The sequence below is a fragment of the Shewanella sp. HL-SH4 genome, assembly GCF_051164845.1.
GTDB classification, from domain to species: Bacteria; Pseudomonadota; Gammaproteobacteria; order Enterobacterales; family Shewanellaceae; genus Shewanella; species Shewanella glacialimarina.
In genome coordinates this window covers 230,444-255,631 of sequence record NZ_CP195037.1, presented here as the reverse complement: position 1 = coordinate 255,631, position 25,188 = coordinate 230,444, and the positions used below count along the sequence as shown (strand labels likewise).

Here is a 25,188-nt window from a genome sequence, read left to right as displayed (position 1 = left end):
AGGATAATAACAATGAAAAAACTGACGATATTATCGGCAGCAGTTATTTTTGCACTAGGTGCTCCAGTTGCCATAGCTAAAGTATCAGAAGCTGATGCTGCTAAGTTAGGTGCAAGCTTAACGCCGATGGGTGCTGAAAAAGCGGGTAATGCAGATGGTTCTATTCCAGCATGGGATGGCGGAATTACTAAGCCAGTTGCTGGATATGAAAAAGGAATGCATCATTTAAACCCTTTTCCAAATGATAAAATCTTATTTACTGTTACCAATGCAAATAAAGCACAGTACAAAGATTTTTTAACGCCGGGTCAGAATAAACTATTTGATTTGTATCCAGATACCTATCAAATGAATGTGTATGAAACTCGTCGTACGGCATCTGTTCCACAGTATGTTTATGATGCGATTAAAGTGAATGCCACTTCAGCTGAATTAGTTGCTCAAGGAAATGGTATTTCTGGTGCGACGATAGGTGTTCCATTCCCGTTACCAAAGGATGGTTTAGAGGTCATTTGGAACCATATATTACGCTATCGTGGTGTCGATGTAGAAACTTACCGTAGTCAAGCAGCACCAACCTCAAGTGGTTCATACACGCTTGTAGAAAATGCTGAAGAAATACGTTTTGAATATACGCGTCCAGAAATTACTTTAGATAAGTTAAAAGAAACCAATACTTTGTTCTATTTCAAGCAAGTGGTAACACAGCCAGCACGTTTAGCTGGAACGGCATTACTTGTAAAAGAAACCATGGATCAAGAAGCATTACCGCGTCAGGCGTGGACTTATAACACAGGACAACGTCGCGTGCGTAAGGCTCCTAACGTTGCTTTTGATACGCCTGGTACAGTGTCTGATGGTCTAAGAACCACGGACGATTTCGACATGTTTAACGGCTCACCAGTTCGCTATAACTGGGAACTAGTCGGTAAAAAGGAAATATTTATTCCTTATAACGATTATAAGCTTCATTCAAATGAGCTTAAATACGACCAAATTTTAAAGCCTGGTCATATTAATCCTGAATATGCGCGTTGGGAAAAACACCGTGTTTGGGAAGTAAAAGCGACCTTGAAAGAAGGTATGCGTCATATTTATAAAACCCGTGTTTTCTATATTGATGAAGATTCTTGGCAGGTTTCATTAACAGATATGTATGATAACCGTGACGAGTTATACCGTGTTGGTACGGCCCATACTATTAACTATTATGAAGTGCCTACAATGTGGAGTACTTTAGAAATATTCCATGACCTTCAATCTCGTCGTTATCTTGCAATGGGTTTAGACAACGAAGGTCGTATGTATAATTTTGATGCAAACTTATCAGAGTCTAACTTTACCCCTGATGCACTTCGTCGTGCAGGTATTCGTTAATTTGCTAAGATTGTTCAATATTAGTTAGTTAAATTCTAGATGTTAAATATTAGTTTTTATATAAAAGGGGCGCTTTGCGCCCCTAAACTTAAGGAAGTTTGTATGAAGGTTAGCATGCTTCGCAGTGCTGTCGCGATAGGATTAAGTGCATGTTTATATACTGCTTCGGTCAATGCTCAACTTGATCCTTTAACAGTTCAAATTCAACCACTTGCTCAAACATCTTTAATAACGGATGTTGTCAATGCAGGCGATAAGTTAGTCGCTGTTGGCCAACGTGGTCATGTCTTAGTATTTGATAAGCAATGGCAGCAAGTTTCTACGCCTGTTGTCACCCAATTGACGAAAGCTTTTTTTCTGAACGATACATTAGGCTGGGCAGTAGGTCACGATGCGACTATTATTCACACTAATGATGGCGGCATGACCTGGTCTTTACAGATGCAATCGACCGAGTTAGAAAAGCCTTTTCTAGACGTTCGTTTTTTCTCTGAGCAACATGGCATAGCTATTGGGGCATATGGTTTATTTTATCGTACAGAAGATGGCGGTAAAACTTGGCAAGATGAGTTCCATCAAGAATTATTGTTTGAAGAAGACGTGTCTTATTTGAATGATTTAAAACAACAAGACCAGCAGCTTTACTTGTCTGAAAGAGCGGCTTTGTTGCCTCATTTTAATCGAATCATTAACTTAGATGATCAACGGTTGTTGTTGGTTGGCGAATTAGGCTTAGTTGCAGTGTCTAGTGACATGGGACGTTCTTTTGAACGTGTTGATTTTGATTATGATGGGTCAATGTTTAATGCCATCACTGTCGATAATAATGTTTATGTAATGGGCTTGCGTGGCCATGTGTTCCAAGCTTCATCTGATTTAGACGTTTGGCAACAAATTGAATTGCCTGTTGAATCATCGATTAACGGTGCTTTAGTTAATGACGGGGATTTATACCTCGTAGGAAATGCAGGTATTATTTTAAAAGTTGACGAAGGTAAAGCTGCAATTGTTACGCGTCGTCAAGGTGAAAACATTGTATCAGTAGCGAAAAGCAAGCAAGGCGATATTTGGTTTGCGGGTTCAAAAGGGCTGTTTCAGCTGCCTAAATAACATTTACTAAGACAAAAACAACAATAATAGGGCCGACAAGATGTTAGAAAAACTGGTCAATAGTTTTGAAACTCACTTATTCCGTAATCGGATGTGGGTTATTATTTCATTTATTTTTATTACGATATTTTTAGGGTACCAAGCTAGCCAGCTTAAAATGGATGCGGCTTTTAGTAAGAATATTCCGCTTCAGCATACCTATATGCAAACCTATACCAAACACCAAAAAGATTTTGGTGGTGCGAATGGGATTATGGTTGCGGTAGAAGATACCAGCGGTAATATATTTAACCCCGAATTTTTTGATGCACTTAAAAAGGTGCACGATGAGCTGTTTTTTATCAACGGTGTCGAGCGTTCACAAGTTAAATCACTTTATTCTCCTTCAACACGCTTTACTGAAGTGGTTGAAGATGGTTTTGCGGGCGGTCCAGTTATTCCGGCTGACTTTCAAACCGATGAGTACGGCCTTAATACTGTCCGCGACAATATTGAAAAAGCGGGCATTGTTGGTCGTTTAATTGCAAATGATTATTCAGCAGCAATTGTTTCAGCTCAATTAATGGATTTTGACCCTGATACAGGTAAACCGCTTGATACTATCGCCTTTGCACAGCAGTTAGAAACGCAACTGCGCGGTCAGTTTGAAAACGAAAAGATTAAAATTCACATTATCGGCTTTGCCAAAATGGCTGGTGATGTGGCCGATGGTGCCAAAGGGGTTTTGCTGTTTTTCTTAATTGCTATCGCAATTACTGCTGTTATGGTTTATCTGTTTTCTAAATCAATCACGTTAACTGTGTTGCCATTGCTATGTAGTTTAATGGCCGTTATTTGGCAGTTAGGGTTGCTTACTGTTGTGGGGTTTGGTTTAGACCCTATGTCGATCCTGGTGCCTTTTTTAGTGTTTGCTATTGGTGTTAGTCATGGTGTTCAAATGATTAACGCCGTGCGTCGCAGAGTACTGGATGGACAAGCAACAAAAGCCGCCGCCGCATCAGCATTTAGAAGCCTATTAGTGCCAGGTGGTATCGCATTATTGTCTGATACGGTAGGTTTTTTAACATTATTAGCCATCGATATTGGTATCATTCGTGAGTTAGCTATTTCTGCCTCTTTAGGTGTGGCAGTGATTATCTTAACAAACTTAATTTTGTTGCCTTTGGTTATTTCCTATACCAACTTGTCTAATGCCCAGGAAAACCCAGAGCACAAGGCTAAAGTCGAAAACCTTTGGCGTAGTTTGTCTAAGTTTGCAACACCAAAATATGCGGTTGTCGTGTTAAGTTTTACTGCTGTGCTTTATGGTGTTGGCTATATGCAAGCGACTCAAATGAAAATTGGTGACTTAAAAGGTGGCGCTCCAGCGCTGCATCAAGATTCGCGCTATAACCTTGATACCTTTTTCATTACAGATCACTTTTCTATTACTACCGATGTAATGACCATTATTGTTGAAGCTGCACCAGAAGCCTGTACTTATCATTCATTGCTTAATCAAATTGATCAATTTGAATGGATGGTTGCTAACACTCCTGGCGTTGAGTCTACAGCGAGTTTGGCATCGATTGCTAAAGCGGTTAACTCAGGTTTCAACGAAGGTAACCCTAAATGGCAGATATTGCCTCGCACCACTGCGAGCTTAGTGCAAGCGGTTGGGCAAGTGCCTACAACATCGGGGCTACTAAATGGTGATTGCTCTGTGATGCCGGTTTATCTTTTCTTAAAAGATCACAAAGCAGAAACGATTGAAGTCGTTGTTGATAAAGTTAAACAGGTTGCAGCTGAGCTTAATAGCGATAAATTGCAGTTTAAATTAGCTTCTGGCCCAGTTGGCGTTATGGCCGCGACTAATGAAGCCGTTAGCGAAGCACAGCTCCCTATGATGATTTATGTTTATGGTGCGGTGTTCTTCCTGTGTTTAATTAGCTTTAAGTCACTTAAAGCGACGATTGCTGTGATTATTCCACTTTATGTGGTGTCAACCCTTGCACAAGCCTTGATGACATTACTGGATATTGGCCTTGCCGTAAGTACTCTACCGGTAATCGCGTTAGGTGTCGGTATTGGGGTGGACTACGGAATTTATATTCTTTCCACTATGTCAAATAAACTTAGCAATGGCATGCCAGTACAACAGGCTTATTTTGAAGCATTGGTTGAGCGTGGCAGTGCGGTTATCTTTACTGGCTTAACTCTAGCCATAGGTGTAAGCACTTGGTTCTTTTCTGCACTTAAATTCCAGATGGACATGGGTATTTTGTTAACCTTTATGTTTTTAGTAAATATGTTAGGTGCAATTATTATTCTGCCAGCACTCTCAGCGCTATTTTGGCCTAAAAAGAAATAAAAACAATAACTTGAATTAAATGGAGGGCTTAGCCCTCCATTTTTTTTTGCATAGTTAATCTAAAACATCGAGTTTAATTGCATATTAAACAACAAAAGACTTACGAAACTGTATATCGAGAGGATGTACCACTAAAATTTTCCTCGATATAGCAGCAATTTAGTACTAAGCTCTGCATCAGATCTCAGAAATTTTGTTTCTGAGTTAAATAAGCTGAAGCATCCATAAAATGATAAAAGCGCTGCCATAGACGCTTAAGGAATCTGCAACATGGCCTTTAAAGATGTAATGCCTTCTGTACTATTAGAGAATGTAGTTAATTTGATTCATTCAAAAATTCCTAATTCACAAGCAAAACAAGTTGAGCAATTTGCCCAATGCCTCTACGCCCATATGTCAAGAGACGACCTCAATGTCCGAAATGACAGTGATTTATATGGTGCTGTAGTGAGTCTTTGGAATGCGCTTAACAAAACTGCGACAGGGGATACCCATATTCGGGTGTTCAATCCGACTCAATCAAAACATGGCTGGCAGTCAACCCATAGTGTGATTGAAGTCATTCAACCAGATATGCCATTCTTAGTTGATTCATTATCTATGGCACTTAACCGCATGGGAATTACCGCTCATGTGATGTTACATACCCCATTAGCTGTGGTGCGTGACAGTAAAGCCGTTACCCAAGTAACGTTTGTTAATAATGCGCCTAAAGCCAGTGATAATATCGCCGTATTCTTAATCGAGATTGATAAGCAAAATAGCGATGCAGACATCAAAGCAATAGAAAAAGAAATTCAATCCGTACTTGCTGATGTTGTCGCCTCTGTTGTTGATTGGGAAGAAATGTCTGCAAAGCTTTCTGACACAATTAAACAATTACCACAGCGCCCTTTTCCTGGAGATAAATCTGAGTTAGAAGAGGCCGTTAATTACCTTACTTATTTAAATAACCATCATTTTACACTTTTAGGCTATCGTTATTACGATCTAAAGCGTGTTGAAGGTGATGTTGAATTAGTCCCTGACTTAGAAAGTAGTTTGGGTTTAATGAGCCGCTCAAAAACAGCGACAAGTGATCGAGGTTTATTGTTGTCGACCTTGTCTGAAAGTGCGCGCCGTGAAGCGTTAGATTCAAGTTTACTTGTGTTGACTAAAAGCTCTGCTAAAAGTCGTGTTCACCGTCCAGCTTATGTCGATTATGTCGGTGTAAAAAGATTCGATAAGAAAGGCAATGTGATTGGTGAAGATCGTTACATCGGCCTATATGCCTCTAATCTCTATAACCGTAGTCCGCGTGAAATTCCATTATTGGCTGAAAAAGTCCAACGTATATTAGATCAATCAGGTCTAGCACCACGTTCACATGACTATAAAGCTTTAATGAATATTCTTGAGAACTTGCCTCGCGATGAGCTTATTCAAGCGAAAGTGGAAGAGCTTTCACATATGGCACACGGTGTATTGCAAATGCAAGACCGTGACAAGTTGAAGCTATTTGTGCGCAAAGATGGTTTTGGTCGATTTTTATCGTGTTTAGTTTATGTGTCTAAAGACCGTTATAACACTAAATTCCGCCAAGATACCCAACGCATTCTTGCTCAACACTTTAATAGTAATGAAGATGTTGAATTTACGACTTACTTCTCTGAGTCAACGTTAGCGCGTACTCATTACATTATTAAAGTCGATAACAATAATATGGATGTGGATGTGGCAGCGATTGAACACAATCTTATTGAAGCTGCGCGCTCATGGGATGATAAATTACACTCAGCACTTAATAATGCTTTAGGTGAACAAGCGGGAACTGGATTAACTAAACGTTACATCAATGCTTTCCCACAAAGTTATAAAGATGATGTATTACCGAGTTCTGCGGTTGTTGATCTTCAACACCTTGAAGCCTTGGATGATGAACATAAGTTAGGCATGTTATTCTATCAGCCACAAGAAACAGCATTGAATGACAACAAAGTGCGTTTAAAGCTGTTCCATAAAGATGAACCTATCCATTTATCAGATGTGCTACCAATGCTTGAAAACTTTGGTTTACGTGTGATCAATGAGCGCCCTTACGAAGTTAAAACCAATGATGGTAATACATTCTGGATCCTTGACTTCTTAATGACAGTTCAAGGTGCTGCAATTGATAATCTTGCCGATAGCCAGGAACGTTTCCAAAATGCTTTGTCATTTGTATGGCAGAAAAAGCTAGAAGATGACGGTTTTAACCGTATGGTACTGTCGACTGGTTTGAACGGTCGTGAAGTGTCTATTTTACGTGCATATGCAAAATATATGCGCCAGATTGATGCCACTTTCAGCCAGTCTTACATTGAAGAAACTTTCAGCCGTTATCCAAAACTTGCTGATTTGCTTGTTAAAATGTTTATTCGTAAGTTTAACCCTAAACTTAAAACACGCACATTAAGCAAATTCCTAGAGCAAATTGATAAGCAATTAGATGATGTATCAAGCTTAGATGATGACCGTATCATTCGCCGTTACTTAGATTTAATTAACGCGACTTTACGGACTAACTTCTATCAAACGGATGCTAATGGCGATAATAAAGCCTATACCTCGTTTAAATTTGCACCTAACTTAATTCCGGAAATGCCAAAGCCATTACCGAAATTCGAAATCTTTGTATATTCACCAAGAATCGAAGGTGTGCATTTACGTGGTGGTAAAGTAGCCCGTGGTGGTTTGCGTTGGTCTGATAGACGTGAAGACTTCCGTACAGAAGTATTAGGCCTTGTAAAAGCACAGCAAGTCAAAAACACCGTTATTGTACCCGTTGGTGCAAAAGGTGGTTTTGTGTGTAAACAACTTCCTACTGAAGGTGGACGTGAAGCATTCTTTACCGAAGGGCAAGAGTGTTACCGTTTATTTATTCGCGGTTTGTTGGACATTACCGACAATATCAAAAATGGTGAGGTTATTCCGCCAGTTGATGTTGTTCGTCACGATGAAGATGATTCATATTTGGTTGTTGCTGCTGATAAAGGTACAGCGACATTCTCAGATATTGCCAACTCAATCGCAATTGAATACGATTTCTGGTTAGGCGATGCATTTGCCTCTGGTGGCAGTAATGGTTATGACCATAAAAAAATGGGCATTACTGCAAAAGGTGGCTGGGAATCTGTTAAGCGTCACTTCCGTGAAATAGGCATTGATTGCCAAACCACAGATTTTACCTGTTTAGGTATAGGTGATATGGCTGGTGACGTGTTTGGCAACGGTATGTTGTTATCTGAGCACACCAAGTTAGTTGCTGCATTTAACCATATGCACATCTTTATTGATCCTAACCCAAATGTGGCTGAAAGTTATATTGAACGTCAGCGTTTATTCGCACTACCACGTTCAAGTTGGGAAGACTACAACGCTAAGTTAATTTCTAAGGGCGGCGGTATTTTCTTACGTTCTGCCAAATCATTAAAATTGACCTCAGAAATGAAAACCATGTTGTCTACCGATAAAGACAGCATGAATCCAGTCGAATTATTAAAAGAACTGCTTAAAATGCCAGTTGATTTGATGTGGAACGGTGGTATTGGGACTTACGTTAAATCAAGCAAAGAAACCCATGTTGAAGTCGGTGACCGCGCAAACGATACATTGCGTGTTAATGGTAATGAAATGCGGGTTAAAATCGTCGGTGAGGGTGGCAACTTAGGTTGTACTCAACTTGGGCGAATCGAATACGCAGCGAATGGCGGTCGTATTAATACCGATTTCGTCGATAACGTAGGCGGTGTTGATTGTTCTGATAACGAAGTCAACATTAAAATTTTCTTGAATACTTTAGTTGCCGAAGGTGAGTTAACCGTTAAGCAACGTAACCGTATCCTTGAAGAAATGACCGATGAGGTCGGTGAAATTGTACTTCAGGATTGTAAAGATCAAACACGTACCATTTCTGTGACTCAAGTTCATGGTGTTTCTCAGCTTAAAGAACAAATTCGTTTCATTCAGTATTTAGAAAAAGAAGGCAAGTTAGATCGTGCCCTTGAATTCTTACCAACTGATGATGATTTGGCCGAGCGTTTAGCTAATGGCCGTGCTTTAACCCGTCCAGAACTATCTGTTTTAGTCGCTTACGCAAAAATGGTGCTTAAAGAGCAGTTAGTGACCCCTGAAATTACTGAAGACAGTTTCTTAAGTAAATTGCTAGTGGCTTACTTTCCGAAAAAACTTCAAGCTAAATACGCCCATAAGATGGTACAGCATCCTCTACGTGGTGAAATTATTGCCACATCATTAGCAAATGAGCTAGTTAATGATATGGGCTTCAATTTTGTACAACGTATGCAAGATGAGACTGGTGCCACAGTAGCTGAAGCGGCCATTTGTTACACTATGGCCCGTGAAGTGTTCGGTTTAGATGAATTAACTAAATCAATTACTGATTTAAACGGTGTAATTCCAGCAGTTGTACAGGGTGAGATGTTGCACCAGTTACGTCGTAATATGCGTCGTGCTTGTCGCTGGTTTATCCGTCATCGTAATCGTAGTCATAATATTGAACAAACAGTTGAGTTCTTTAAGCCAGTATTTGAAAAGCTTAAAGACAATGTAGATCAATATATGATAGCTGCCGAAGTTAAAGCGATATCTGCAGAGATTAATTCGCTTACAAAAGAAAATGTGCCAATGTCAGTTGCAACAGTGGTTGCTAAAATGAGCACATTATTCTCGGCGCTTGATATCGCACAAATTGCTGAAATTGAAAATAAATCACTCGACTTAGTGTCTGCAACCTACTTTAAACTAGGTGCAAAAGTTGAGCTGCATTGGTTCTTAGAGCAAATTAGTGCGCAACCAGTGGCAAACCATTGGCAAGCATTAGCTCGTGCAGCTTTCCGTGAAGAATTGGACTGGCAGCAACGTGCATTAAGCTCAGCGGTACTTCGTACTTGTAGTGATACTTGTGATGCAGATATTGTGATTAATCAATGGATCAAGAGTAATAAAACCTTGCTTCAACGTTGGTATCACATGTTAGCTGACTTTAAAGTATCGCAAACACATGAGTTTGCTAAGTTCTCAGTCGCCCTACGTGAACTTAATTTGCTTATTTTGCATTGTGAAGGTCAGAAGTAATTCTTTATAATGTGAACTAGCCCTGGCGATTGCCGGGGCTTTTTTTAGGCCTAGGAGAAAACATGTTTTATAAACTCGCACAAAAAGTAATGTTTCAGATAGACCCTGAGTTGGCTCATAATGTTGCCATAGGCAGTTTGAAAATAACCGGTAACACACCGCTTAATTGCTTTTATCGTCAAAATATCGCAAAAACACCCGTTGAATGTATGGGGATTACTTTTCCAAATCCTGTGGGATTAGCGGCTGGATTAGATAAAGACGGCGAGTCGATTGATGCATTTTATGCTATGGGTTTTGGCCATGTAGAAGTCGGTACAGTAACACCTCGTCCACAATCGGGTAATGATAAACCGCGTTTGTTTCGCCTTAAACCGGCAAAGGGGATTATTAACCGTATGGGCTTCAACAATAAAGGTGTAGATAACCTTGTCCGTAACCTAATGGCCAAAAAATCTGATGTTTTAGTCGGTGTAAATATAGGTAAAAATAAAGACACTCCGGTAGAGCAGGGTAAAGATGATTACCTGATTTGTATGGATAAGGTTTATCAGTATAGTGCTTATATCACTGTCAACATTTCATCCCCCAATACCCCAGGTTTACGCACATTACAATATGGTGAGCTGCTGGATGATTTATTAAGTTCGATTAAAGCCAAACAAACTGAATTAACCCAAAAACACGGTAAATATGTCCCGGTTGCATTAAAAATAGCGCCAGATTTAACCGATGATGAAATTAAATCAATTGCTGATTCCTTGATTAAAAATAAATTTGATGGCGTTATTGCCACTAATACGACTTTAGGGCGAGATACGGTAGCTGGTCTAGAGCACTCAGAGGAAATGGGGGGCTTAAGTGGAAAGCCGTTAACCGATCTTTCTACTCAAGTAATTAAGACTCTTGCTGGTTATTTAAACGGCCAGATCCCGATCATTGGTGTCGGCGGGATAAATTCTGCAAAGGATGCAAATGACAAATTCTTAGCAGGTGCCACTTTAGTTCAGATATACAGTGGTTTTATCTATCAAGGGCCTCAGCTAGTATCAGAAATCTGTTCTGCTTATCGCACAAAATAACCACAAACGATCAATTAATAAGATCAAAAATCATGCCGCGATCGCATCTATGCGATCGCACTTTGTTCTAAGATAATGAAATATCAGTAATATTTTTTAAATAAATTTGGATATTGTTTGAAAAATAATCTATTATCGACCAGTATTCAATTTTTAGGTGAAATTGCATCATGTTATTAATGCCAAATAAGGACTGGCATTGGGAATTTAGCACAAGATATCAGCAACTAAGCATATCTTTAGGTTCCGAGATGGAGTTCTTAACCCCATATAAGACAAAGCTACTTATTCCTGATGCGCTAGGAATGACAGAATTTAGTGTTGAACACGCTAAGTATTACATTCGCTTGCTTGAAATTTTACCTAAGGTTTTACATATTTCCGATGCTGGGATAGTTCAAACAGCACTCAACGCAACTGCAGCACATTTCTTACTTAAACCTCAAATGCCAAAATCCTGGTTTTTCATGGCAAGTGATGAATGTGTTTTTTGCGGCGCAGGTAAGTTGTTTCAACTTAGTTGTAATGGTGTCATGGTGTTAGTTTTAGTGGTTGAGGACAGTCTTCAGGCTGCTACAGTGATGCTTTTGTCTAACTCTTGTGCTTTATCTGACACTAAGTCACTTAATCAATTTGATACCATTAAAGTAATGCACAATCGCTTGCATCCATTGCGAAAAGCTAAGCAAGTGGTTGCAGCTTAGGATAAATCATTCCAATAAGAAATAGATATTGCCTTAAAATCCGCTCAGTCACTACAAAAAAGCCAAACAATGATGTTTGGCTTTTTGCTATTGTAGACTCTAATAATAATGTTAACTCATTTTTCTAATAAGGCTTAAAGGCGCAACACGAAGTAGCCAGTGTAAAAAAGCCCAAGGGTAGCTTGGTACATAAACGTTATCCTTTTCTTTCTCTATAGCCTTAACCATCGCTTTACAGCCAGTTTCTAAATCTACTCTGAAGGGCACTGTTTTTACTTTTTCGTTTATTTCAGTACGAATAAAACCAGGATGAACACAGGTCACTTTAATTGGTGTGTGCATCACATCAATTCGGATCCCTTCCGATAAAGAGGTTAATCCAGCTTTGGTTGCTGCATAAACAGTCATTGCTCGTCTGAATCCCCTAACTGCACTGATTGAAGAGATTGTCACTAAATGGCCATTATTTTGTTGTCTAAATATTTCCATCGCTGCTTCGCATTGGGCAATGGCAGCAATAAAATTAGTTTGTGCGGTTTCTAGATTGGCTTTGAAAAAACCTGTTCCAATCGAAGCCCCTTTACCCATTCCAGCGTTGACGATGATCCTGTCAATTGCCCCCATATCCATTTGGCATTGTTTGAATACAGTAAAAACTGCTTCATGATCGTTCACATCTAGCGCGTAAATAAACACTGTGACATTTGGATTAATTGTTAATAGCTCTTCTTTTAGTCGGGTTAACAGCTCAATTCGACGTGCACATAAAGCCAGGTTATGGTTTTTCTTGGCAAATTGTTTCGCCATTCCAAGGCCAAGACCTGAGCTTGCGCCTGTAATGAGGATGTTGCTTCTATGCATGAATATTCCTTTATTATTTTTATTTTTAATGTAAGAGCAGATACATCTTGTAGACGGTATTACTTGAACACTAACTATACCACTTTAGAAATAACTAACTTACTGATTTATTGTGTCTTAAATTTGACAAACAGCAGTTATTGATCCAAGTTTAGATTGACAATAATGATTATAAAAACATCACATCATACTAAAGGAGAGTGTTGTTTTGACGATATAGTCTCTAGAGTGTCATAACTTTTTAAGATTTAAAAATATTTTTATTTTTAATATTCTCAGGTGGTTATATGAACGCTATCAACCTTCTATTAAGAAAAATGAGCATTTCGAAACGATTACTCGGAATGTTAGTGTTAAGCATTGTCGCCACCATTTTAATGTTTTTATTTGCGCTTAACCGTATTGATAATGTACTCATTGCCGAAAAAGAAGCCAAATTACATGCTTTAGTTGATGCGGCTGTTGCTGTTGTCGATCAATACTATCAACGCAGTGAGCAAGGAGAGTTAACTGAGGCGCAGGCACAAATGTCAGCCATCGCCGCACTTGATCATTTGCGCTACGCAGGGCAAGAATACTATTTCAGTATCAATACCCAAGGCGTGATGATTCAGCATGCTTTTGCCAAAAAGCTAGTGAATACCAGTGTGATAGGAATGAAAGATCCTGACGGGATTACATTGTTCCAATTGATGATTGATAGAACGCAAACTCAAGAGTCTGCTAGAGTCGATTACATGTGGAATAAGCCCAATCAAGAAGACCCAAGCCCAAAAATGTCGGTGGTGAAAAAATTTACCCCATGGAACTGGATTATTGGTACAGGTATTTATGTTGATGATATTGATGCCCAAAATCGAGAATTTATTTACAGTTACATCTTTTTGCTCGCGTTAGTTTGGCTACCGGTTCTTATTTTTCTTTATATTATTATTCAGAGTGTCTCGGTACCAATGCGCTCTACCATCACTGCTTTTGAAAATGTGGCTAAAGGAGAGGGTGATTTAACCTTGCGATTATCAGAACAAGGGGCTGATGAGTTAAAAGAGATTGCAACTCACTTTAATATGTTTACCTCTAAAATTCAGAATGTTATTACTTCTGTGGGAGAGTCGATTCAACACAGCAGTGAATTAGCAGGCGGCATGTCAGCGATTGCAGCAAAAGCGAATCAAGTTTCAACTAACGTGCAGATGGAAACCGAAAACGTAGCAACTGCTATCAACCAGATGTCGATGACTGCTTCAGAAGTGGCTTCTAATGCACAACTGGCCGCACAAAGCGCGCATTCTGCAGATGAAGAAGCGGATAAAACCGCTAAAGTAGTTGATAATGCCATGGGCAAAATTAATGAGCTTTCAAGTGAGCTTATTCATACCGAGGAAGTGGCTAAAGGACTACAAATTAGTTCGAGTAAAATCGGTCAAATATTAGATGTGATTGTTGGTATTGCAGAGCAAACCAATTTGTTAGCATTAAATGCAGCTATTGAGGCAGCCCGTGCCGGTGAGGCAGGACGGGGATTTGCGGTTGTGGCAGATGAAGTACGCACTCTAGCAAGCAGAACGCAAGATTCAACCCGAGAAATTAACGGCATCATTGATGCCATTCGTGACGCTATCGACAGTGTTAATGCTTCAGTTGAAAGAGCGAAAATTAAATCAAATGAAACGGTTTCAGAAACTGGCCAAGTGGTTGGCGCGCTTGATGTGATTAAAAATTCAATTGAACAGATTTCACAAATGAATATTCAAATAGCTGCGGCAACAGAAGAGCAAAGTGCGGTTATTGCAGAGCTAAATATGAATATTACTCGCATAAACGACATGTCCGTCGAGAACAGAGAATATAATCAGGACATTAATCAAAGTAGTAGCCAAATTGAGCAAGGGTCTGAAAAACTAGCTGAATTAGTCGCTCATTTTAAAGTGTAATATTTCGGCCTGTTTATTTTAAGGTTGTTTTGCTGCTTGATGTTGACCATTTATATCTGACAAAGATTTGTAGTGGAATGAATCAAGCTTAACAGCCCCAGGTTAACATGTTCGGTTAACTGTGTTTTGTCCATTTGGTCAGTGCTGGCGGCTTTTCGCAGGTTATAGTCAGTTACAAAATATTCCAGTGTCAACGGTTAGCCGTAAAATTGCCAAACTAGAAACCCGTCTGAATACCCGATTGATCATGCCATCAATATGCAGTAAACAAGAAGGGTCGAACCCAATAACATATTGTGCACGGATGGCAGCATGGGCTTTATCTTTCTATTTTGGCTGACACAGCGCCTTCATCAACCGCAAAGGTACCGCCGAAACCGCAACATTCATCGCGTGGTGCGGGATAAGCAATATTGATACCTGGAATGTTTTGCAGTATGGCTTCCACTTTATTGAATTTTAGTCCCATTGATTCACTTGGCGTCGCTAAGTTAAGCATACGCAGTCTATGACAACTCATCTGTAAGCTAATGGTATGCTCAAATTTATGCTTAAATGACGCTATTGGTGCTATATCGTGTAAGAATTCCGTAAGTTCATACTGTTTATCGATCACATCTTGTGTCGCTTGGCTTTTATCAAACTCATGCAAGTTTTCTTTAGCGGCGACGAAACAAGATGCCGCTGGGCAGACAATGGCATCGCATTCCTCGCCTTTAAACGCATTTAGTCATTTGGGTGTGGTGTTGCGTGCTTCGTTAAAACAGCCTGAGTTTGTTATAGGTTGGCCACAACAGGTCTGGCCTTGAGGGAATATCACTTGATGCCCCAATTTTTCAAATAATGACAAAGTGGCAATCGCTACATCAGGCATCATTTGATTAACCAAACAGGGAATAAACAGTGCAATTTTCATATTCATTGACTTCAATAATCACGGATACTATTAATCTACTTTGCCAATACTATTGAGTCATACAGACAAAACAGTAATCAACCGTCAGGATATTTTCATTTTTGAAACTTAACCTTAGGATTGTCGACTAAATATTAAAAGATGGGTTTATAACCTCATCAATTAGTCGTAATTAGCAATAAAAATACCACTATGTCGACAATGTATGGTTTTTGGGGTTGTTTATCACTCATTTGCTGCTATATTGTCGACATACGAATTGTTAATTGAGTTAAAAGCATGCTCCTCGCTAATGAAAAGCCAGTAACAGCAGCAGATAAAACCTTTATTTTGCTTAGAGACGATATTGTTGAAGGCAGAATTGCGGCGGGTTCAAAGCTCAGTGAGACAGAATTGTCGACAAAATATGCGGTTAGTCGTGCGATTATCCGTGAAGCAATCAATCGCCTTGAGGCTTGTCACATAGTGGAGCGCAAGGCAAATATCGGGGCGAGAGTGGTCGCACTGAGTCCTCAAGGGTTGATAGAGCTTTATCAAGTGCGCGAGTCATTAGAAGGCATGGCCGCAAGGTTAGCGGCTTTGAATATGACCCATGAAGAAATTGATGATTTGATGGGACTACTGCAATGCCATTTTGATGAAGTCAAAGACGGGCAGTCTTATTATCAGGAAGCGGGCGATGTCGACTTTCATTATCGAATCATACTGGGTAGCAAAAATAAGCATTTAATCAGTATGTTATTTGATGGTATTTATCATTTAGTGCGCATGTATCGTGTGCAGCTTGGTATGGCGGGACCTAGAGTAACCACCGCCTATGATGAGCATAAACATATTGTAAAAGCCATTGCTAATCGTGATGCAGAACTCGCTGAGATGTTAATGCGTCGCCATATCATGTATTCAAAAAATAGTATTGAAGCCAAGTTAAGTTAGTTATCGATAATTATGATGACCGATAATCGAATCAAGATTGTTAATACACACAAGGAAAGAATATGAGCGCAGGTAAAAAATTTCGCCAGGCACTAATGGCCAATAAACCATTGCAAATAGTCGGTACGATCAATGCCTATTCAGCCATGATGGCAAAACAAATTGGCCATCAAGCCATTTATTTGTCAGGTGGTGGCGTGGCAAACGCCTCTTATGGTTTGCCTGATCTTGGCATGACTTCTTTGAATGATGTGTTAGTGGATGTGCAACGTATTACATCAGCGTGTGACTTACCTTTATTGGTGGATATCGACACGGGTTGGGGCGGTGCATTTAATATTGCCAAAACCATTCGCGATATGGAAAAAGCGGGTGCAGCCGCTGTGCACATGGAAGATCAAGTAGCGCAAAAGCGTTGTGGTCATCGCCCAAATAAAGAAATCGTGCCTGTAGAAGAAATGGTCGACCGCATTAAAGCGGCGGTTGATGCCCGCACAGATCCTGATTTTTTCATTATGGCGCGCACAGACTCGTTTGCTCAAGAAGGGTTAGAAGCCGCTATCGAACGTGCTAAAGCCTATGTAGCAGCAGGTGCAGACGGTATTTTTGCTGAAGCAATTAAAACTGAAGCACATTATCGCGCCTTTGCTGAAGCATTAGATGTGCCTATTTTGGCTAACATTACTGAGTTTGGCCAAACTGAATTATGGAATAAACAGCAATTAGGCGAGTGGGGTGCATCTATGGTGCTATATCCATTAAGTGCATTCCGTGCGATGAACAAAGCGGCTGAAAATGTCTACAGTGCTATTTTAACCGATGGCGACCAAAAAGCGGTGGTGGACACCATGCAAACGCGGATGGATTTATATGATTACTTGGGCTATCACGATTATGAGCAAAAGCTAGATAGTCTATTTGCCGAAGGCAAAAATAAATAATCACCCGGTAATAAAAGTGTGAACCATTTTTACGACTAGAATAAAAAATACCCTACAATCGCGATTAAGCTTGGCTTAATCGCGACAAGCATAAGAAGGAAGATATCATGGTAGACAAGAAATTATCGGGCGCAGGATTACGTGGTCAAAGTGCTGGCGAAACAAAATTATGTACAGTCGGTAAATCAGGTTCTGGACTGACTTATTGTGGTTATGATGTCGCGGATTTAGCCGACAACGCCACCTTTGAAGAAGTGGCTTATTTACTGTTTAACGGTGAGTTACCAACTCAAGCACAATTAAGTGCTTACAAAACAGAGTTAACCGCGCAACGTGATTTACCTGACGCCCTTAAAGCGGTATTGAAGCTTATTCCTGCTGATGCTCATCCAATGGATGTTATGCGAACGGGCTGCTCGTTTTTAGGAAACCTTGAGCCAGAAGTTGATTTTACTCAGCAGCATAAAGCCTCTAATCGCTTGCTCGCAGCGTTTCCTGCGATTATGTGTTACTGGTATCGCTATAGTCATGAAGGTGTAGAAATTGACTGTACTAGTGATGAAGAATCACTTGGCGGTCATTTCCTTAAATTATTACGCGGTGAAACGCCTTCTGCACAACATCGTAAGGTAATGGACGTGTCTTTGATCCTTTATGCTGAGCATGAGTTTAACGCATCGACCTTTACCGCGCGCGTATGTGCTTCAACATTATCGGATATGTATTCGTGTGTGACTGGTGCGATTGGTTCATTACGGGGTCCACTTCATGGTGGCGCAAACGAAGCTGCAATGGATATGATCCAAAAGTTTAGCTCACCAGCAGATGCTAAATTGAAAATGGCGGGTATGTTAGAACGTAAAGAAAAAATTATGGGCTTTGGCCATGCTATTTATAGTGTGTCAGATCCTCGTAATGTGATCATTAAAGCCTGGTCTGAAAAGTTGGCTCACGAAAATGGTGACACCTCGTTATATGACATTTCTGTCGCCTGTGAAGAGTTTATGTGGGACAGCAAAAAGCTATTTTGTAATGCAGACTTCTTCCATGCCTCTGCTTATCATTTTATGGGCATTCCAACTAAGTTATTCACACCAATTTTTGTGTGTTCACGTTTAACAGGCTGGGCTGCACATGTGATGGAACAACGCTCTAACAACCGCATTATTCGTCCAAGTGCAGATTATGTCGGCAGTGAGCCACGTAAAGTGATACCAATTAGTCAACGCTAATTAACTTGCCGAGTCTGATAATGATGATGACTCGGTTTTTTTCGTTGTAGATTAGCGCTTATTAGTTTGATGTTTATTGTGGATGAAGTTATGAATACTCAATACCGTAAAGCCTTGCCGGGCACCCAATTTGATTATTTTGACACCCAAGAGGCTGTCGACGCAATTGAACCTGGCGCTTATGCCAAATTGCCTTATTGTTCTCGTGTATTTGCCGAGAACCTAGTGCGTCGTTGTGCGCCAGATATGCTCACTGATTCGTTAAAGCAGTTGATTGAACGTAAAAGTGATCTCGACTTTCCGTGGTATCCCGCTCGTGTGGTATGTCATGATATTTTAGGTCAAACCGCTTTAGTTGATTTAGCGGGTCTGCGTGATGCGATTGCTGAAAAAGGGGGCGATCCATCTAAAGTAAACCCAGTAGTACCGACTCAATTGATTGTCGATCACTCACTGGCTGTAGAACATGCCGGTTTTGACAAAGACGCGTTTGATAAAAACCGCGCTATTGAAGACCGTCGTAATGAAGACCGTTTTCATTTTATCAATTGGACCAAAACTGCGTTTAAAAATGTTGATGTTATCCAACCTGGTAACGGCATCATGCATCAAATTAACTTAGAACGTATGTCGCCAGTGGTACATGCTCAAAATGGTGTGGCGTTTCCTGACACCTTAGTGGGCACCGATAGCCATACACCACATGTAGATGCGTTAGGTGTTATTGCCATTGGGGTAGGTGGTTTAGAAGCGGAAAGCGTGATGCTGGGCCGCGCATCTTACATGCGTTTACCGGAAATTGTGGGTGTTGAAGTAACGGGTAAGCCACAACCTGGCATTACCGCTACCGATATTGTATTAGCATTAACCGAATACTTACGTGCGCAAAAAGTAGTGTCATCGTATCTTGAGTTTTATGGTGAAGGTACCACCCATTTAACCCTTGGCGATCGCGCCACCATTACCAACATGACGCCTGAATACGGCGCCACAGCAGCGATGTTTTATATCGATAAGCAAACTATTGATTATTTAACATTAACTGGTCGTGAAGACGCGCAAGTTAAATTAGTTGAAACCTATGCCAAACAAGCTGGTTTATGGGCTGATACGTTAACGAATGCTGTATATGAGCGTGTTCTGCACTTTGATTTGTCTTCGGTTGGACGTAACATTGCCGGTCCTTCAAATCCGCATTCTCGGGTTCCAACCTCTGAGCTTGCTGCTCGCGGCATTAGTGGTGTAGTTGAAAACGAGCCTGGTAAAATGCCCGATGGTGCCGTGATTATTGCCGCCATTACTAGTTGTACTAACACCAGCAACCCTCGCAACATGATTGCAGCGGGACTATTAGCACGAAATGCCAATGCACGTGGTTTATTACGTAAACCTTGGGTTAAATCATCACTTGCGCCAGGCTCTAAAGCAGTGCAATTGTATTTAGAAGAAGCAGGCTTGTTACCTGAGCTTGAAAATTTAGGTTTTGGTATTGTTGGGTTTGCCTGTACCACCTGTAACGGCATGAGCGGCGCGCTTGATCCGGTTATTCAACAAGAAGTGATTGATCGCGATTTGTACGCAACGGCTGTGCTATCGGGTAATCGCAACTTCGATGGACGTATTCACCCTTACGCTAAACAAGCATTTTTAGCTTCGCCGCCATTGGTCATTGCTTATGCCATTGCCGGTACGATTCGTTTTGATATTGAAAAAGATATCTTAGGTATTGATAACCAAGGTCAAGCTGTGACGTTGAAAGACATTTGGCCTACCGATGAAGAAATCGATGCGGTTGTTAAAGCTAGCGTTAAGCCCGAGCAGTTCCGCAAAGTTTACGAGCCGATGTTTGACATTAAAGTTGAATATGGCACACATGTAAACCCACAGTATGATTGGCGCCCGCAGAGCACTTATATTCGTCGTCCACCTTATTGGGACGGAGCCTTAGCGGGTGAGCGCACCATGAAAGGTATGCGTGCATTAGCGGTGTTGGGTGACAACATCACTACGGATCATTTATCGCCATCCAATGCGATTATGCTAGACAGTGCAGCAGGCGCTTATTTACACAAAATGGGCTTGCCAGAAGAAGACTTTAACTCTTATGCCACTCACAGAGGCGATCACTTAACTGCCCAGCGAGCTACATTTGCTAACCCTAAACTGTTTAACGAAATGGTGCAGGAAAACGGCAAGGTTAAGCAAGGATCACTTGCGCGCCTTGAGCCAGAAGGCCAAGTTACTCGCATGTGGGAAGCGATAGAAACCTACATGGAACGCAAGCAGCCACTGATTATTATCGCTGGTGCGGATTATGGTCAAGGCTCGTCACGTGACTGGGCGGCAAAAGGCGTGCGACTTGCTGGCGTTGAAGTGATTGTTGCCGAAGGCTTTGAGCGTATTCACCGTACCAACTTAGTCGGTATGGGCGTGTTACCGCTTGAATTCACAGCAGGTCATAATCGTCATACTTATCAGATTGATGGCACAGAAACCTATGATGTGGTTGGCGAGCGTAAGCCTGGTGCGATGTTAGATGTGATCATGACGCGTAAAAACGGTGAGCAAGTGACGATTGCGGTGAAGTGTCGTGTCGACACGGCTGAAGAGCTGTCTATTTATGAAGCTGGCGGTGTATTACAACGTTTTGCGCAAGACTTTCTAGAGTCAAGCGCTGCGCAGTAATTTTTGCATGAAGAAATAATCAATCATCAGAAAGAGGCGGTGTATGGGGTTACCATCACCGCTTTTTTTAAGGATAAAACATGACGTTTAAACCACAGATAAAAATACCCGCTACCTATATGCGTGGCGGAACCAGTAAAGGAGTCTTTTTTAATATTTCTGATTTACCGGTAGCAGCTCAAGTGGCTGTCGCTGAACGTGATGAGATATTACTCAGAGTCATTGGCAGTCCTGATCCCTATGGTAAGCATACTGACGGTATGGGCGGTGCGACCTCAAGTACCAGTAAAGTGGTTCTTTTATCAAAAAGCACCCAGCCTGATCATGATGTGGATTACTTATTTGGCCAAGTAGCGATAGATAAACCCTTTATAGACTGGAGTGGTAATTGCGGCAACTTAACCGCTGCTGTAGGCTCATTTGCGATTAGTAATGGATTAATTGATCCAAGACGAGTTCCTCAAAATGGCACCGTAATCGTGCGTATATGGCAGGCAAATATTAACAAAACCATTATTGCTCATGTACCGATAACAAACGGCGAAGTACAAGAAACGGGTGATTTTGAACTTGATGGCGTGACGTTTAAAGCCGCTGAAGTACAAGTTGAGTTTTTAGACCCTGCCGATGGTGAAGGGGCGATGTTTCCTACAGGTAATATCGTAGATGAGTTAGTTGTGCCAAATATAGGTACATTTAACGTAACTATGATTAATGCCGGTATTCCAACTATTTTTTTGAATGCGGCTGATATTGGTTATACTGGAGCAGAATTGCAAGACGCGATTAATAACGATAATACCGCACTAACAAAATTTGAAACTATTCGAGCCTATGGTGCACTAAAAATGGGACTAATCACTCATTTAGAAGAAGCCAAAGTTCGCCAACATACACCTAAAGTAGCCTTTGTTGCACCTGCAGCCGATTACATTAGTTCAAGTGGTAAAGCGATTAGTGCTTCAGAAATTGATTTATCGGTGAGAGCACTATCAATGGGTAAATTGCATCATGCCATGATGGGTACTGCAGCGGTTGCTATTGGCACTGCAGCAGCTATACCGGGGACATTAGTTAATCTTGCGGCTGGCGGCATCGAGCGCCAATCTGTTACCTTTGGTCATCCCTCAGGCACTTTACGTGTAGGTGCAGAAGCTAAGTTGATTGATGGTCACTGGCAGGTAACTAAAGCTATAATGAGTCGCAGTGCTAGAGTATTAATGGAAGGTAGTGTGCGTATACCTCAAGACTAACGTATCCAGTTTTGATCATTGTATAATTTAAAAGCCTAAGCACTGTCTTAGGCTTTGTTATTTTAAAACAATTAATAATCAAAATGTTATTTTGTTTTTATTAAGTAAAAAGAAAATATAGTTTAGATCTAAAAATGACTTGAACACAGATAGAAATTAGTATTTTATATGCATAATTTCACATGGCGACATTTTGTCAGAATAGTAATTTTTATTAGTTTAATATCATTGGCTTAGTGATTTAATTTGATAGCAACCTCACTTGTAAGTGATGGTTTTTTATGCGTCTTAATTACTGTCATGTTACTTTAGCAACAGATTGATTGGGTTAAACCAGACTTTTATTGCCACTATAAGTGAATCCTTAGCGGATTAGCTGTTATGCAAATAAAAATTAGTCAGTACTTGAAAACTTGTATTGAGAATAAGAAAAGGAAAATATTATGGTTGAACACATCACGGGTATGCTGGCATTAATCGGTGTATTGTCGCTTTTGTGTCAATGGGCAGGCTGGAAATTAAGATTACCTGCCATTTTACCACTACTGTTATGTGGATTGTTACTCGGACCTGGATTGAATATTCTTAATCCCGATGAAATTTTTGGTGATCTATTGTTCCCTATCATTTCATTGGGTGTAGCTGTGATCCTTTTTGAGGGAGCATTAACGCTCAATTTCAAAGAGATTAAAGATCACAGCCGCATGGTGACTAATCTTGTGACCATAGGCGCAGTAATTACTTGGGCATGTATTACCCCTGCCGCGCACTATTTTATGGGATTTGATTGGCCTGTCGCATTTCTATTTGGCGCGTTAGTTGTTGTCACAGGGCCAACGGTAATTGTACCCATGTTGCGTACGGTTCAACCTAAAGCTAAATTAGCCAGTATATTACGTTGGGAAGGTATTGTTATTGATCCCATCGGTGCATTATTCGCGGTGTTAGTTTACGAATATGTTGCCGTTACCGCAGATCCTACAACACACGTATTGTATGCATTGGGCCTCACTTTAGTGATTGGTTTTGGCATAGGTGCAGCCGCGGGTTACTTCATTGGTGTAGCACTAAGAAATAACGTCTTCCCACATTATCTGCGTAATACAGCGGTGTTAACGATAATGTTGGGTGTATTCGTCGGCTCTAACTTATTACAACATGAATCAGGACTCTTAACGGTTACTGTAATGGGTATCTGGCTTGCCAACATGCGTGGTGTAGACATAGCCGATATTCTAGAATTTAAAGAAACCTTAACAGTACTGCTTATTTCAGCATTGTTTATTTTGCTTGCCGCACGTTTAGATTCTAACGCTATGTTAGGGCTTGGTATTGGTGCTTTCGGAGTGCTGTTTGTGGTTATGCTTATTGCTCGTCCATTAAGTATTTGGACCTCAGCATTGGGTACTAATTTAACCTCAAAAGATAAGTGGTTTTTGAGTTGGGTTGCACCACGGGGTATTGTTGCTGCGGCAATTTCATCACTGTTTGCGATTAAATTAGAAGAGCTTGGTGTTCACGGTGCAAGCTCTATCGTGCCATTAGTATTTTTTATCATTATTGGTACCGTAGTTATTCAAAGTTTAACCGCAGGCCCCTGGGCAAAATTTTTAGGGGTTAAAGAAGGTTCAAACCAAGGTTTACTTATTTTCGGAGCCTCAAAATTTGCTCGAGAATTAGCCACCCAACTATTAGCTAAAAACATTAAAGTTGTGTTAGCAGACAGTAACTGGGACAGTATTCGTCAAGCCCGTATGGAAAATATTCCTGTTTACTTCGGTAACCCAGCATCTGAACATGCTACTAACTACATGGACTTAAGCGGTATAGGCAGAGTGTTAGTTATGTCTCCTTATCGTCAATTGAATCCTTTGGTCAGTTTCCATTTTCAAGATTTGTTTGGTTCGGAGAAAGTGTTCGGTCTAAATAATAGTGAAACAAATGTTGGCAGTGGCCGTCATCAACTGTCTGAGTCTTATTTACAGCGGTTATGCTTATTTGGTGAAGGGATAAGCTATGCCAAAATAGCCAGTTTAATGGCTAAAGGTGCTGTTCTTAAAGTCACTAATATTACCGAAAACTTCAGTTATGAAAAGTTTCGTGAGCGTTATGGTGATACAGCTATGCCTTTGGTTTATATAACCAAAGAGGCTAAGTTAAAAGTCATTACCGCGGAAACTCAAAAGTTACCCGTAGGGATTGAGTTAATTAGTTTGTTACCTCAAGAAGCACAGGAACAAGCAATTATTCAACGCGCGTTAGATGAAGAAGCTGCTCGTTTAGCTAAGATTAAAGCAGAAGAAGAAGCAAAAGCGGCTGCTGAAGCACGTGCTATCCGTGAAGCAGAGGAAGCTGAGCAACGTGCAATTGAGAAAGCTCGCCGTAAAGAGGAAGAGCTAGCTCTGTTCGAGGCACAAGAAAAAGCTAAGTTACTCGAGGAAGAGCAGGCAGCTTTGATTGAAGAGGCTAGACTTGAGAAAGAGTCTGAGACTTTAGATATTCAATTATCGAATGATGAAGTGCTTAATGATTCGCTTGTTACAGATGAGACTGAGTCTTTGGATAAAAAAGAACCACCGTTAAAATCCTAATATTAACGATACAATAGTTGTTAAAAAAGGCTTAGTTAATACTAAGCCTTTTTTTATTTGTATCATTTTTGGAATTTAAAGTCGTTAAATAGATCTAGTAG

14 protein-coding genes and 1 pseudogene are annotated in these 25,188 nt (G+C 40.5%); 13 read left to right on the top strand and 2 right to left on the bottom strand.

The window, feature by feature from the left end; translation table 11 throughout:
* The first annotated feature begins 12 nt into the window (after positions 1–12).
* From ACRWQL_RS02065 to ACRWQL_RS02040, 6 genes are all read left to right on the top strand, one after another.
* Positions 13–1,377 (top strand): DUF1329 domain-containing protein, encoded by a 1,365-nt coding sequence (locus ACRWQL_RS02065; protein WP_434925999.1) that lies wholly within the window; start codon positions 13–15, stop codon positions 1,375–1,377.
* A 102-nt stretch (positions 1,378–1,479) separates the two neighbouring features.
* Positions 1,480–2,487: a YCF48-related protein gene (locus ACRWQL_RS02060; RefSeq protein ID WP_434952084.1), complete on the top strand. Its 1,008-nt coding sequence runs from the start codon at positions 1,480–1,482 to the stop codon at positions 2,485–2,487.
* 40 nt (positions 2,488–2,527) lie between these two features.
* Positions 2,528–4,837 (top strand): efflux RND transporter permease subunit, encoded by a 2,310-nt coding sequence (locus ACRWQL_RS02055; RefSeq protein ID WP_434952082.1) that lies wholly within the window; start codon positions 2,528–2,530, stop codon positions 4,835–4,837.
* 270 nt (positions 4,838–5,107) lie between these two features.
* Positions 5,108–9,952, top strand: a complete 4,845-nt coding sequence (locus tag ACRWQL_RS02050) for an NAD-glutamate dehydrogenase (protein ID WP_434952081.1) — start codon at positions 5,108–5,110, stop codon at positions 9,950–9,952.
* A gap of 62 nt (positions 9,953–10,014) precedes the next feature.
* Positions 10,015–11,034, top strand: coding sequence for a quinone-dependent dihydroorotate dehydrogenase (gene pyrD, locus ACRWQL_RS02045; RefSeq protein ID WP_434952079.1), 1,020 nt, complete (start codon positions 10,015–10,017; stop codon positions 11,032–11,034).
* Between the two features lie 170 nt (positions 11,035–11,204).
* Positions 11,205–11,738 (top strand): cell division protein ZapC, encoded by a 534-nt coding sequence (locus tag ACRWQL_RS02040; RefSeq protein ID WP_434952077.1) that lies wholly within the window; start codon positions 11,205–11,207, stop codon positions 11,736–11,738.
* Between the two features lie 111 nt (positions 11,739–11,849).
* Here the strand turns inward: ACRWQL_RS02040 and ACRWQL_RS02035 are convergent, their stop codons facing one another.
* On the bottom strand, positions 11,850–12,599 hold the full coding sequence (locus ACRWQL_RS02035) for an SDR family oxidoreductase (protein WP_434952075.1): 750 nt from the start codon (positions 12,597–12,599) through the stop codon (positions 11,850–11,852).
* Between the two features lie 287 nt (positions 12,600–12,886).
* Between ACRWQL_RS02035 and ACRWQL_RS02030 the strand changes: the two genes are divergently transcribed.
* Entirely contained in the window at positions 12,887–14,533 is a 1,647-nt protein-coding gene (locus ACRWQL_RS02030; protein ID WP_434952074.1) for a methyl-accepting chemotaxis protein, read from the top strand.
* 168 nt (positions 14,534–14,701) lie between these two features.
* Here ACRWQL_RS02030 and ACRWQL_RS02025 read toward each other — a convergent pair.
* Positions 14,702–15,449, bottom strand: a pseudogene (locus ACRWQL_RS02025) ((Fe-S)-binding protein).
* Positions 15,450–15,728: 279 nt separating this feature from the next.
* Here ACRWQL_RS02025 and ACRWQL_RS02020 point away from each other — a divergent pair.
* The 6 genes from ACRWQL_RS02020 to ACRWQL_RS01995 all read left to right on the top strand — a co-directional run bounded on the left by ACRWQL_RS02020 (position 15,729) and on the right by ACRWQL_RS01995 (position 25,087).
* A complete protein-coding gene (locus ACRWQL_RS02020) occupies positions 15,729–16,385 on the top strand; it encodes a GntR family transcriptional regulator (RefSeq protein ID WP_434952072.1) in 657 nt (218 codons plus the stop codon).
* Between the two features lie 62 nt (positions 16,386–16,447).
* Positions 16,448–17,326: a methylisocitrate lyase gene (prpB, locus tag ACRWQL_RS02015; RefSeq protein WP_226410024.1), complete on the top strand. Its 879-nt coding sequence runs from the start codon at positions 16,448–16,450 to the stop codon at positions 17,324–17,326.
* Between the two features lie 107 nt (positions 17,327–17,433).
* Positions 17,434–18,558 (top strand): bifunctional 2-methylcitrate synthase/citrate synthase, encoded by a 1,125-nt coding sequence (gene prpC / locus ACRWQL_RS02010; protein ID WP_434952069.1) that lies wholly within the window; start codon positions 17,434–17,436, stop codon positions 18,556–18,558.
* 90 nt (positions 18,559–18,648) lie between these two features.
* Positions 18,649–21,243 carry a Fe/S-dependent 2-methylisocitrate dehydratase AcnD gene (gene acnD / locus ACRWQL_RS02005; RefSeq protein ID WP_434952066.1) on the top strand — a complete coding sequence of 865 codons (2,595 nt, stop codon included), beginning with the start codon at positions 18,649–18,651 and terminating at the stop codon, positions 21,241–21,243.
* A gap of 80 nt (positions 21,244–21,323) precedes the next feature.
* The gene (prpF, locus tag ACRWQL_RS02000) at positions 21,324–22,496 is read left to right on the top strand and encodes a 2-methylaconitate cis-trans isomerase PrpF (RefSeq protein WP_434952063.1); all 1,173 of its coding nucleotides are present in this window, start codon (positions 21,324–21,326) and stop codon (positions 22,494–22,496) included.
* A gap of 443 nt (positions 22,497–22,939) precedes the next feature.
* Positions 22,940–25,087 carry a cation:proton antiporter domain-containing protein gene (locus ACRWQL_RS01995; protein ID WP_434952060.1) on the top strand — a complete coding sequence of 716 codons (2,148 nt, stop codon included), beginning with the start codon at positions 22,940–22,942 and terminating at the stop codon, positions 25,085–25,087.
* The last annotated feature ends 101 nt before the right edge of the window (positions 25,088–25,188 follow it).

Bases quoted from the DNA above. Each gene is read 5' to 3' on its own strand.
- ACRWQL_RS02035 (WP_434952075.1), bottom strand. From the start codon at position 12,599: ATGCATAGAAGCAACATCCTCATTACAGGCGCAAGCTCAGGTCTTGGC.
- prpC (WP_434952069.1), top strand. From the start codon at position 17,434: ATGGTAGACAAGAAATTATCGGGCGCAGGATTACGTGGTCAAAGTGCT.
- prpF (WP_434952063.1), top strand. From the start codon at position 21,324: ATGACGTTTAAACCACAGATAAAAATACCCGCTACCTATATGCGTGGC.
- acnD (WP_434952066.1), top strand. From the start codon at position 18,649: ATGAATACTCAATACCGTAAAGCCTTGCCGGGCACCCAATTTGATTAT.
- ACRWQL_RS02055 (WP_434952082.1), top strand. From the start codon at position 2,528: ATGTTAGAAAAACTGGTCAATAGTTTTGAAACTCACTTATTCCGTAAT.
- ACRWQL_RS01995 (WP_434952060.1), top strand. From the start codon at position 22,940: ATGGTTGAACACATCACGGGTATGCTGGCATTAATCGGTGTATTGTCG.
- pyrD (WP_434952079.1), top strand. From the start codon at position 10,015: ATGTTTTATAAACTCGCACAAAAAGTAATGTTTCAGATAGACCCTGAG.
- ACRWQL_RS02060 (WP_434952084.1), top strand. From the start codon at position 1,480: ATGAAGGTTAGCATGCTTCGCAGTGCTGTCGCGATAGGATTAAGTGCA.
- ACRWQL_RS02050 (WP_434952081.1), top strand. From the start codon at position 5,108: ATGGCCTTTAAAGATGTAATGCCTTCTGTACTATTAGAGAATGTAGTT.
- ACRWQL_RS02065 (WP_434925999.1), top strand. From the start codon at position 13: ATGAAAAAACTGACGATATTATCGGCAGCAGTTATTTTTGCACTAGGT.
- prpB (WP_226410024.1), top strand. From the start codon at position 16,448: ATGAGCGCAGGTAAAAAATTTCGCCAGGCACTAATGGCCAATAAACCA.
- ACRWQL_RS02020 (WP_434952072.1), top strand. From the start codon at position 15,729: ATGCTCCTCGCTAATGAAAAGCCAGTAACAGCAGCAGATAAAACCTTT.
- ACRWQL_RS02030 (WP_434952074.1), top strand. From the start codon at position 12,887: ATGAACGCTATCAACCTTCTATTAAGAAAAATGAGCATTTCGAAACGA.
- ACRWQL_RS02040 (WP_434952077.1), top strand. From the start codon at position 11,205: ATGTTATTAATGCCAAATAAGGACTGGCATTGGGAATTTAGCACAAGA.